11 protein-coding genes and 2 pseudogenes are annotated in these 10,060 nt (G+C 66.0%); 7 read left to right on the top strand and 6 right to left on the bottom strand.

Annotated features, from left to right (window positions below; translation table 11 throughout):
- Nucleotides 1-121: 121 nt before the first annotated feature.
- Nucleotides 122-559 (bottom strand): rhodanese-like domain-containing protein, encoded by a 438-nt coding sequence (locus A5779_RS10005; RefSeq protein ID WP_064881368.1) that lies wholly within the window; start codon nucleotides 557-559, stop codon nucleotides 122-124.
- 105 nt (nucleotides 560-664) lie between these two features.
- Here A5779_RS10005 and A5779_RS10000 point away from each other — a divergent pair, with 105 nt between their 5' ends.
- Nucleotides 665-1,375 carry a DUF1326 domain-containing protein gene (locus A5779_RS10000; RefSeq protein WP_064881366.1) on the top strand — a complete coding sequence of 237 codons (711 nt, stop codon included), beginning with the start codon at nucleotides 665-667 and terminating at the stop codon, nucleotides 1,373-1,375.
- 63 nt (nucleotides 1,376-1,438) lie between these two features.
- Here the strand turns inward: A5779_RS10000 and A5779_RS09995 are convergent, their stop codons facing one another.
- Entirely contained in the window at nucleotides 1,439-2,257 is an 819-nt protein-coding gene (locus A5779_RS09995; RefSeq protein ID WP_064881364.1) for a mycofactocin-coupled SDR family oxidoreductase, read from the bottom strand.
- A gap of 312 nt (nucleotides 2,258-2,569) precedes the next feature.
- On the opposite strand from A5779_RS09995, the gene A5779_RS09990 reads away from it, so the two are divergent.
- The 4 genes from A5779_RS09990 (at nucleotide 2,570) to A5779_RS09975 (ending at nucleotide 6,485) form a co-directional block, all read left to right on the top strand.
- Nucleotides 2,570-2,809, top strand: a complete 240-nt coding sequence (locus tag A5779_RS09990) for a hypothetical protein (protein ID WP_064881362.1) — start codon at nucleotides 2,570-2,572, stop codon at nucleotides 2,807-2,809.
- Between the two features lie 112 nt (nucleotides 2,810-2,921).
- Complete coding sequence (locus A5779_RS09985; RefSeq protein WP_064881360.1) at nucleotides 2,922-4,136, top strand: acetyl-CoA acetyltransferase; 1,215 nt, start codon at nucleotides 2,922-2,924, stop codon at nucleotides 4,134-4,136.
- Nucleotides 4,133-5,584, top strand: a complete 1,452-nt coding sequence (locus A5779_RS09980; RefSeq protein ID WP_064881358.1) for a carotenoid oxygenase family protein — start codon at nucleotides 4,133-4,135, stop codon at nucleotides 5,582-5,584. The genes A5779_RS09985 and A5779_RS09980 overlap by 4 nt, the downstream gene beginning before the upstream one ends.
- Nucleotides 5,577-6,485, top strand: coding sequence for a winged helix-turn-helix transcriptional regulator (locus tag A5779_RS09975; RefSeq protein ID WP_413784905.1), 909 nt, complete (start codon nucleotides 5,577-5,579; stop codon nucleotides 6,483-6,485). The genes A5779_RS09980 and A5779_RS09975 overlap by 8 nt, the downstream gene beginning before the upstream one ends.
- On the opposite strand, the gene A5779_RS09970 is transcribed toward A5779_RS09975, so the two are convergent.
- The gene (locus A5779_RS09970) at nucleotides 6,451-7,623 is read right to left on the bottom strand and encodes a Cmx/CmrA family chloramphenicol efflux MFS transporter (protein WP_064881354.1); all 1,173 of its coding nucleotides are present in this window, start codon (nucleotides 7,621-7,623) and stop codon (nucleotides 6,451-6,453) included. The two genes, A5779_RS09975 and A5779_RS09970, sit on opposite strands and share 35 nt — an antisense overlap.
- 540 nt (nucleotides 7,624-8,163) lie before the next feature.
- Between A5779_RS09970 and A5779_RS09965 the strand changes: the two genes are divergently transcribed.
- Nucleotides 8,164-8,613, top strand: a complete 450-nt coding sequence (locus tag A5779_RS09965; protein WP_064881352.1) for an Hsp20/alpha crystallin family protein — start codon at nucleotides 8,164-8,166, stop codon at nucleotides 8,611-8,613.
- Here the strand turns inward: A5779_RS09965 and A5779_RS09960 are convergent.
- Complete coding sequence (locus tag A5779_RS09960; protein WP_064881350.1) at nucleotides 8,610-9,215, bottom strand: GNAT family N-acetyltransferase; 606 nt, start codon at nucleotides 9,213-9,215, stop codon at nucleotides 8,610-8,612. The two genes, A5779_RS09965 and A5779_RS09960, sit on opposite strands and share 4 nt — an antisense overlap.
- Nucleotides 9,215-9,652, bottom strand: coding sequence for a hypothetical protein (locus A5779_RS09955; RefSeq protein WP_064881348.1), 438 nt, complete (start codon nucleotides 9,650-9,652; stop codon nucleotides 9,215-9,217). Before A5779_RS09955 ends, A5779_RS09960 begins: the two co-directional genes overlap by 1 nt.
- A 19-nt stretch (nucleotides 9,653-9,671) precedes the next feature.
- Between A5779_RS09955 and A5779_RS09950 the strand changes: the two are divergent.
- Nucleotides 9,672-9,983 (top strand): annotated as a pseudogene (locus A5779_RS09950) (cupin domain-containing protein); the annotation flags it as partial.
- A 21-nt stretch (nucleotides 9,984-10,004) separates the two neighbouring features.
- Here A5779_RS09950 and A5779_RS34455 read toward each other — a convergent pair.
- Nucleotides 10,005-10,052, bottom strand: a pseudogene (locus tag A5779_RS34455) (cupin domain-containing protein); the annotation flags it as partial.
- Nucleotides 10,053-10,060 lie beyond the last annotated feature (8 nt).

Genomic DNA, 10,060 nt, shown 5'->3' with positions numbered 1-10,060 from the left:
ACAGGCCTAAACCACAACACAAGAGTGTCAAGGATCAACCGAAACAGATCCGTCAACCATCACCCGACTCTGAACAGGGGCACTCACGTTTTTGCAGGCGAGGCCTGTTCCGAGCGCCAGCTCAGTTCCCCAAGAGCGTCCGACCGCTGGCCTGCCAGGCCTTCATCCCACCCTTGAGCTCAACCACATCCGTATAGCCGAGCGATTTCAGCGCTTCGGCGGCCGTCGCGCTCATGGGGCCGGTTCGGCAGTAGATGGCGATCGGGGCCCCGCGATCGGTGGGCAGCTGATCAGCCTGCTCGGTGATCCGATCGAACGGAATCGACAGGTCAGTACCGGCGATGTCGCCTTCGAAAGGCACGTGGACGTTGATCGTCGTCCGGTCGGATTCGCCTATGGCAGTGGCGAATTCATCAGGGTCGACCAGTCGATGCTGCACAACGCTCGCCGCCGAGGCTCCCGTGGAGGCGGCCGGCGGCGCCTCGGCCGGTGAGCCACATGATGCCAACGACACCGAAGCCACCACCGCGATTGCACCGCTGCACATCCTTGTGAACATGCCGAAATAATACCCCCAGGGGGTACTTGCGCTCCACTCTTCAGCGGTGCTACGTTCGCCGTGCCAGATACCCCCCAGGGGTATTCAACGAAAGGAGCGGGATCGATGACCACTGCATCGACGCAGGTCGATTGGCATTTGCGCGGAGAATGGTTCGACGTCTGCAGCTGCAAGTTGCCTTGCCCGTGCAGCTTCGCCCAGGAGCCCACGCACGGCGATTGCCTGTTCACCTTGGTGTGGCACGTCCGCGAAGGGCATTACGGTGACACCGATTTGACGGGCCTGAGCGTCATCGCCCTCGGTGAGTTCGCCGGCAATATGTGGATCGGCGATCCGAACGCGACGATGAAGTTGATGTTCTACATCGATGAGAAGGGCGACGCCGCCCAGCGAGACGCGCTCGAACGCATCTTCACCGGCAAGGAAGGCGGCTGGCCGGCCGAGTTCGGCAGCCTGATCGAGGAGATGCGCGGCATCGAATACGCCCCGATCAGCTTCGAGGCCGCCGACGATCTTGCCTACTGGCGCGCCGAGATTCCCGGCAAGGTCGACCTGAAAGTGGAGGCCCTGACCGGCCCGACGGCCGACCCGAGCCGACGGGTGACCACCACCAATGCGCCGGGTGCCGAGGTCGGTCCGGGCCAGGTCGCCACCTGGGGTGTGGTCAAGGAAGACCACGCCGTGGGCTTCGAGTGGTCACACGAGCACACCGGCGCCTCGAGCAAGCACTTCCCGTTCGACTGGCGCCCAGGGTCGGAGGTTGCGGGCGCAGGTGAGGCGAAGACGGAAAAGGCCTCCTGCAGCTGCGGCTGCTGACACGGCCACTGATGCCGGCGGGGCTTCGCGGCTCCGCCGGCATCAGGTCACGGCGCATCGCGACTAGTTCAATCCGTTCGACAGGATCATCGACTCGCCGGTCTTCAGCCGCCCTCGATCCGACACCAGGTACAGCACGGCTTCGGCGACATCCTGCGGCTCGAGCAGACCGGTCCGGGGCCGTCCTCGAACGAACATCTCCTCGACGTCATCGAGGCCCGGGTTCTCGAGATCGGGCCGGATCACCTTGTACGTCGCCGGGTTGTGGATCATCGGCGTGTTCACCCCGGACGGGAGCACCGCGTTGACGGTGATGCCGTACTCGGCCACCTCGTATGCCACTGATTTCACCAGGGCCACCACCCCGGCCTTGGCCGCGGCGTAATGACCCGAGTTGGTTGCGCCGGTGCCCGCGACGATCGACGAGGTCGCGACGATGCGTCCAGCCCGCCGTTCGATCAGATGGGGCAGCACCGCCCGGAAGGTGTTGAACACCCCGGTCAGATTGACGTCGATCATGGTCTGCCAGCGCTGCGGCGACATCGTCGCAATCGGTTCGCTGCTGGCGATCCCGGCATTGGCGAGCACGACATCGATGCCGCCGAACTCGGTGACCGCGGCATCCACCACCGACTGCATGGCCGCCAGGTCCCGGACATCGGCGGTCACCGCGAGGCAGCGCCGGCCCAGGCCGGACACCTCTTCCTCGGTCCGCTTCAGGTCAGCGGGAGTGGACAGCGAATAGTCGATCGATTCGACCGGCGCAGCGACGTCGCACACCACGACATCGGCGCCCTCACGCGCCAGCGTGAGCGCATGCGCACGGCCCTGCCCACGCGCTCCCCCGGTGATCAAGGCCGCCTTGCCGTCCAGCGCTCCCATACCTGTCCTCCTGATGTTCGGCTTCTTGGATACCGACCCCCGGCACGGGCAAAATTCGTCGCCACGGCCCGTCGCATCACCTGACACGCGTGTCACACGGACCAGCTGGCAACACTCCGGAGAGGCGCCACGGAACCCTATTTTCCTTGGCAAATGAATTCAACGCTCTGACCGGGAAGGCTTCGATGAGAGCAAATTGGCTGCACGGTGGCATCCCAGGCGATTCCCAGGAACATGATGAGATGCACTAATGTTATCTACAGACGGGGGTCTTGAGCTCGTACACAGCTAACAAACCCGGAGGCGAGAAATATGCGTTCGAAATTGAAGAAGGTCGCGGCTATCGGGCTGGGCACGCTGGCCGTTCCGGTTGGCGTGGCGATGGCGGCAGCCGCTCCGGCTTCGGCAGGCCCTGAGATCTGCGCGACCGGTCCGTATGGCTACGTGCAGGCTTGTGTCGAGGGTCCCGGCTGGGGCCGTTGGAACGGCTGGGACAACGGTTGGCATGGCCGCGGCCACGGCCATGGACACGGGCACGGCTGGGACGACTGAGCCGGCTTGATCACGGGTAACGCCGTGGCGGGAATCTGAACCTGGATTCCTGCCACGGCGTTTCTCGTTGATCCCCTTTAGTCACTCTCTTAGTTGTAGTAACGTCGCCGCCATGGAGGACGTCTGGATTCTCGGCGGTTACCAGAGCGATTTCGCACGCAACCTCACCCGTGAGCAGGTGGACTTCGCCGGACTCACCCGCGAGGTCGTCGACCACACACTGAACAGCGCGAGCATCGACGCGGCCGGCATCGGCGTCGTCCACGTCGCAAATGCCTTCGGCGACCTGTTCGCCGGTCAGGCCCACCTCGGCGCCATGCCGGCCACCGTGCATCCCGACCTGTGGGAAACCCCGGCATCTCGGCATGAGGCCGCATGTGCGTCGGGCAGCGTCGCGACTCTGGCGGCCGTCGCCGACCTGCGCTCGGGCGCCTACGACAGCGCCCTGGTCATCGGGGTGGAGCTGGAGAAGACAGTGCCCGGCGACACCGCCGCCGCGCACCTCGGCGCTGCCGCGTGGACCGGTCACGAAGCCGACGACGCCCGGTTCGTGTGGCCGTCGATGTTCTCCGACGTTGCCGTCGCCTACGACCAGCGCTACGGCCTGAACGCCGAACATCTGCGCGCCATCGCCGCGTTGAACTTCCGCAACGCCAAGGCGAACCCGAACGCGCAGACCCGCGACTGGTCGGTGCCCGACCCGATCGGGGACGACGACGCCACCAATCCGGTGGTGGAGGGACGCCTGCGCCGCTTCGACTGCAGCCAGATGACCGACGGCGGAGCGGGAGTGGTGCTGGTCAGCGACACGTACCTGCGCGCGCATCCACAAGCCCGACCGATCGCGCGTATCGACGGCTGGGGCCACCGCACCGTCGGTCTGGGTCTGCAACAGAAACTCGACCGCAGTGCGGCAGATCCGTATCTGCTGCCGCATGTGCGCCACGCAGTGCTGGACGCTTTCGGCCGCGCCGGGGTGACGCTCGAAGACCTCGACGGGTTCGAGGTCCACGACTGCTTCACCCCCAGCGAGTACCTGGCCATCGACCACATCGGACTGACCGGCCCCGGCGAATCCTGGAAGGCCATCGAGAACGGTGAGATCGAGATCGGTGGTCGGCTGCCGATCAACCCCAGCGGCGGGCTGATCGGCGGCGGGCACCCGGTCGGCGCATCGGGGGTCCGGATGCTGCTCGACGCCGCCAAGCAGGTCAGCGCTACCGCGGGGCCCTATCAGGTCGAGGGCGCAAAGACGTTCGGCACCTTGAACTTCGGCGGCAGCACCGCCACCACCGTCAGCTTCGTCGTGGGAGGAGCCCAGCAATGAACACCGAAGTCGTCGCCAAGTACCTGTCCACCCTGCCGGAGGACGACGACCACCCCTACCGCACCGGGGCGTGGCGGCCACAGACCACCGAATGGGATGCCGACGACCTGCGGGTGATCGACGGCGAGATCCCGACCGACCTCGACGGTGTCTACCTCCGTAACACCGAGAACCCACTGCATCCGGCGTTGCAGACCTACCATCCGTTCGACGGTGACGGCATGCTGCACATCGTCGGGTTTCGCGACGGAAAAGCGTTCTACCGCAACAGGTTCATCCCTACCGACGGCCTGTTGGCCGAGATCGAGGCCGGCGGGCCGCTGTGGCCGGGTATCGCCGAACCGATTGAACTGGCAAAACGCGATCACGGCTGGGGTGCGCGCACGCTGATGAAGGACGCGTCCAGCACGGACGTGACGGTGCACCGTGGCGTCGCGCTCACCAGCTTCTACCAGTGCGGCGACCTGTACCGCGTCGACCCGTACACGGGCGACGCCCTGGGCAAGGAAGACTGGGGCGGGGCGTTCCCCGCCGAATGGGGCATCTCGGCACATCCCAAGGCCGACGACGCCACCGGCGAACTCCTGTTCTTCAATTACGGCAAGCAGGCGCCGTACATGCACTACGGCGTGGTGGACGCCGACAATCGCCTGGTGCACTACGTCGACGTCGAACTGCCCGGGCCCCGGCTGCCCCACGATATGGCGTTCACCGAAAACTACGTGATTCTCAACGACTTTCCGTTGTTCTGGGACGCCAAGTTCCTCCAGAGCAACGTGCATCTGCCCAAGCTGCACCGCGACCTGCCGTCCCGGTTCGCCATCCTGCCCCGCCGCGGCGCACCGGGCGACGTCAAGTGGTTCGAGGCCGACACCACCTACGTCCTGCATTTCACCAACGCCTACGAAGACGGCGACGAGATCGTGCTCGACGGGTTCTTCCAGGGCGACGCGACGCCGGCCCTGGCGCTGGACAAGATGCAGACCCGGCTGCACCGCTGGCGGTTCAATCTGGTCACCGGCCAGACCCGCGAAGAGCAATTATCCGACAGCATCACCGAATTCGGCATGATCAACCCCGGCCACGCCGGGCGCGACTACCGCTACGCCTACGCCGCGACCGGGACACCGGGCTGGTTCCTGTTCGACGGACTGGTCCGCCACGACCTGCACACCGGATCCGAGCAGCGCTATGCCTTCGAAGACGGCGTGTACGGCAGCGAGACCGCCATGGCGCCACGGGTGGGCAGCACCGGCGAGGATGACGGCTATCTGGTTACCATCACCACAGACATGAACGACGACGCCTCCTACTGCCTGGTGTTCGACGCCGCCCGCGTTCCTGACGGGCCGGTGTGCAAACTTGCTCTGCCGGAACGGGTTTCCAGCGGGACCCACTCGACCTGGGCGCCGGGTGACCAGCTGCGCCGATGGCTGGTGCGTGACTGACGCTCGCACCGGCGGCACCAACGCCGTCGGGCAGATGCTCGCGCTGGTTGGCGACGAATGGACGCTGCTGGTGATGCAGCAGGCCCTGCTGGGCACCACGCGTTACGGAGAGTTCCGGACCCGGCTGCCGATCTCCAACTCGGTGCTGACCCGCCGCCTCGGGTCTCTGACCGAAGACGGTCTGCTGCAACGCCACCGCTATCAGGAGCGGCCCCCGCGCGACGAATACCTGATCACCGCGCGGGGCCGGGCACTGTGGCCGGTGCTGCTGTCGATCTGGGAGTGGGAACGTCACTGGGTGCCCGAGCACCGCGAAACCCTGCCTGCCATGCGGCATCTGCGCTGCGGCACCGATTTCACCCCGGTCCTGACGTGTGGCAGCTGCGATGCACCGACCACTTCCGGCGAGGTGACCGCCGTGTGGGGACCGAGCGGCGGCTGGGATCGTTCACTGCCCGTGGTGACGACGCGGCGGCGCTCCGAGGACGATCGGCGCGATTCCCCGTCCGGCCAGTTCCCCGAGACCATGAGCGTGCTCGGTAACCGCTGGGCCTTTGCGGTCCTGGTCGCCGCCTTCACCGGCACCACCCGGTTCTCCGACTTTCAACGGGTGCTGTCCGCCCCGCCGGCTTCGATCGCCGACCGGCTTCAGACGTTCCGGGCCAACGGGATTCTCACCACGACCGACGACCGCCAGTACCGGCTGACCCCGAAGGGTGCCGCTTTCCTACCTGTCCTCGTCACAGCTCTGGCATGGGCGCAGCGGTCGTTCCCAGCCGTCGAAGGCCCGGCGGTGCTCCTCACCCACACCGGCCACGGACACCCCTTCTCCCCCGTGTTGATGTGCGATCAGTGCGGTGAGCGGCTCACCGGCGCAGCGGTGTCCGTCGTCGAATCATGATCGCCAGCACCGTCAGTAGGGCAATCCCAGTGAGCGCAACGGCGACCCACACCGGCCCGAGGTTCCCCGCCGAGCCTGCGAGCGAGGCAGCGCCCAATGCCGGGCCGCAGGCGGCACCGATATTGAGCGCCGCCGTCGCATAGGCGCCGCCCATGGTCGGAGCCCCGGACGCCGCGTAGAGCAGCCGAGCAATCAGGGTGCTTCCCACCGCGAAGGCCGAGGTTCCTTGTGCCAGGACCAGAATCAGCAACATCACCGGATGAGCGGCCGAGGCGGCCAACGCAATCCATCCGACGAGCAACACCGGGCCACCCACGCCGATGACGAGCCAGGGACGATGGTCGGAGAACCGGCCGGCCACCGTGACCCCGATGAACGACCCGAACCCGAAAAGCACCAGCACCACCGGCACCCACAGCTGCGGCAATCCGGCAACGTCGGTCACTATCGGCGCCAGAAACGTGAAGGCGGCGAACGTGCCCGCGTTGACCAGTGCGGCGAGGAGCACGGCCAAGGCCAGTCTCGGCGATTTGAGTTGGACAAGCTCATCGCGTAGCGGTGGGTCACCAACCGCCGATCCCGAATTCCCTTCAGAACGACCGGGAATCCCGTGCCATATGCCGAGTGCAGCGGGCAGGCACAGCAGGGCGATCGCCCAGAACGCCGATCGCCAGCCCAGAAGTGCGCCCAGCACGGCGCCTCCCGGCACACCCGCAATGGTCGCCACTGTCGTCCCGCCGAGCAGCACCGACAGCGCGCGTCCCTTCTGGTCCGCCGCAACCAGTGCAGCGGCCGTGCTGAGCGCCACCGCCAAGAATCCGGCGTTGGCCAATGCGGCGACGACGCGGGAGCCGAACAGGATCGTGAAGGTCGGCGTCAACGCGCCGACAACGTGGCAGAGCGCAAAGGCGACAACACATCCGAGCAGGCTGGTCCGGGCCGGCCACCGACGCGCAAGCACGGCCATGGCCGGCGCACCGATGACCATTCCGATGGCGAAGGCGGAGGTCAGTAGGCCGGCAGCGCCGACCGTGACGCCGAGACCGGCGGCGATATCCGGAACAAGCCCGGCGAGCATGAATTCCGAGGTGCCCATGGCGAAAACCGCCAGAGCAAGCAGATAGAGAGCAAAAGGCATCGAGGACTCCGAGACAAAGGAATGAACAGGAGGCGTCTCGTCACCACGGCCAGCACCCGAGGAGTGCGGAAAACTGAGGAGTCAGTGATTCAGGGGGCTGACGGCGTGACCGAAAGCCCCCATCTTGTGCGCTTCGGGGCTCGACATGCCGCCACCCTACTAAACGCCCGTGGCAGCAACGCAACCGATTTCATCTGGCCCCGGGCGGAACGACCGCCGATGACAAGGTTGCTACTGGTGTGGTCGAACCTGCCGAGGTCGGCGACGGCAGACGGTGGGGCATCGTCGTCGTGCGCCGACCGTACACTCACCCGCTCCCCCGGTAGAGCTCACGGCGTCGCCATCAACCTTTCGCCTTGGCGCACGCCGTCACGAGAGGTCTCACATCCGGGTAAACCGCTCTGGAATGCAAGAACCACCGAAAATATCGTCGAAAATGTTCTGGCACTCCACCTAGTCGAGTGCTAATATCGGCGCTGCACAGTGATTGGTTGCCCGCCAGGGTGGCGGGCTCTGAGTTGGTACGGGAGGTGAATTACTGTGCTTCGTTTTGATCCGTTCAGCGACCTTGATGTGTTGACCAGAAGTTTGCTGTCAGGTGATTCAGGGTCAACGCGTACACCCCGGTTCATGCCGATGGACCTATGCAAGATCGGCGACCACTACGTCCTGACAGCCGACCTTCCCGGTGTCGACCCGGGTTCGGTGGACGTCAACGTCGACAACGGCACACTCACCATCTCGGCGCATCGAACCGCTCGTTCGGAAGAATCCGCGCAGTGGCTCACCAATGAGCGGTTCTTCGGCAAATTCCGACGCCAGTTGTCGCTCGGCGACGGGATCGATACGTCGGCCATTTCCGCCACGTACGAGAACGGTGTCCTCACCGTCACCATCCCGATGGCCGAACGTGCCAGGCCCCGCAAGATCGCAGTGGCCCACGGTGCCGATCGCAAGTCGATCGAAACAACCACTGTCGACGCGGACTAACCGATCCCGCCGCGGCGGTCCAGCCTGAACTTCAGGTTGGACCGCGCCGCGGGCCATTCGATGTCCAAGATCGAGTACACGACGGTGTCGCGGCGGGACCCGTCCGGCAGCAACTGGTGGCTGCGCAACACTCCGTCGAGCTTGGCACCGAGCCTTTCGATTGCTGCGCGGCTGGCGAAGTTGAAGAAGTGGGTGCGGAATTCCACTGCCACACAATTCAACTCATCAAAGGCATGCCCCAGCAGCAACAGCTTGGTCTCGGCGTTGATGCCGGTGCGCCGGGCCGCGGCGGTGTACCAGGTATGCCCGATCTCCAGCCGCCGGTTCGGGCCGTCGACATGCAGGTAGCTGGAAGACCCCACCAGTTTGCCGTCGAGATTGCGCACCACGAAGGTCACGCCGTGATCGGCAGCGCGCAACTCGAACATGCGCTGCACCCACTCGGCGGCACCGCCGGGCTTCGGCGTCATCGTGTACCAGAGCGAGCCCAACTCACCGTCGGCGGCCGCGGCGTCGATCTCAGGAACGTGCGCGGTCGTCAACGGTTCCAACGTCACCCACCGTTGCCCGGTCAACTCCACCGGCGTGACGAATCCGCTCATCACTGCTCACCTAACGTCGACAACAGCGACCACACCGAACACAACCCCGCCAGCACCGCCATCGCGCCGCCGACGTACAGCCCGTAGCCCGCGGCCACCGGGCCTTTGACGTTGAGCGTGTAGTACCACACCGTCAACGCCACCAGGCCCAGCGAAATCAGCAGCCCCACAGCCGAAGCCCACCGCTGCGACAGGCCCCGCCCGGCCATCGCACCCGCCACGATCAATCCGGCGCCCAACAGAACGATCAGCTGCCCCGCGCCGAAACCGCGCGGCAGCACGATGCTTCCCACGGCCCCGCCGATCGCATTGGCCCGGCCGCCGCCGTTGGCGCTGGTGGTCAGCCACGGCAACCAGGCGACCACCACCAGGACCGCGGCACACAGGGCGATCAACCACCCCGGGGCAACGCGCCACCCTGGACGCAGACGAACCATGACGACGAGACTATCGGTTGTGACCGAACTCCCCGATTGGGCCAGACAGCTCGACCTCGCCCCGCACCCCGAGGGCGGGTGGTACCGAGAAACATGGCGCAGCGAACTGACGGTGAGCCAGTCTTCGCTGCCACCGGGCTACTCCGGGCCGCGCAGCGCCGGCACCGCGATCCTGTTCCTGCTGATGCCCGGCCAACAGTCGGCCTGGCACACCGTCCGCAGCGCCGAACTGTGGTTCCACCATCGGGGCAGCCCGCTGGTCCTGGAGATCGGCGCGGACCGGAACACGGCGGGCACCCGCCTGCTGGGCCCGGACATCGAAGCCGGGCAGCACCACGCAACTGACCAGGGCCGGCTCGTCGTCGCGGGGCTTTGCGCGCTGCCAGTGGCCGGGCGGCACCAGCAGTT

It is taken from the genome of Mycolicibacterium peregrinum (assembly GCF_001665625.1).
Classification (GTDB): Bacteria; Actinomycetota; Actinomycetes; order Mycobacteriales; family Mycobacteriaceae; genus Mycobacterium; species Mycobacterium peregrinum_B.
This window is presented reverse-complemented; position numbering and strand designations above follow the sequence as displayed.

Coding starts and splice junctions, on each gene's coding strand:
- A5779_RS10005 (WP_064881368.1), bottom strand. CDS start 559: ATGTTCACAAGGATGTGCAGCGGTGCAATCGCGGTGGTGGCTTCGGTG.
- A5779_RS10000 (WP_064881366.1), top strand. CDS start 665: ATGACCACTGCATCGACGCAGGTCGATTGGCATTTGCGCGGAGAATGG.
- A5779_RS09995 (WP_064881364.1), bottom strand. CDS start 2,257: ATGGGAGCGCTGGACGGCAAGGCGGCCTTGATCACCGGGGGAGCGCGT.
- A5779_RS09990 (WP_064881362.1), top strand. CDS start 2,570: ATGCGTTCGAAATTGAAGAAGGTCGCGGCTATCGGGCTGGGCACGCTG.
- A5779_RS09985 (WP_064881360.1), top strand. CDS start 2,922: ATGGAGGACGTCTGGATTCTCGGCGGTTACCAGAGCGATTTCGCACGC.
- A5779_RS09980 (WP_064881358.1), top strand. CDS start 4,133: ATGAACACCGAAGTCGTCGCCAAGTACCTGTCCACCCTGCCGGAGGAC.
- A5779_RS09970 (WP_064881354.1), bottom strand. CDS start 7,623: ATGCCTTTTGCTCTCTATCTGCTTGCTCTGGCGGTTTTCGCCATGGGC.
- A5779_RS09960 (WP_064881350.1), bottom strand. CDS start 9,215: ATGAGCGGATTCGTCACGCCGGTGGAGTTGACCGGGCAACGGTGGGTG.
- A5779_RS09955 (WP_064881348.1), bottom strand. CDS start 9,652: ATGGTTCGTCTGCGTCCAGGGTGGCGCGTTGCCCCGGGGTGGTTGATC.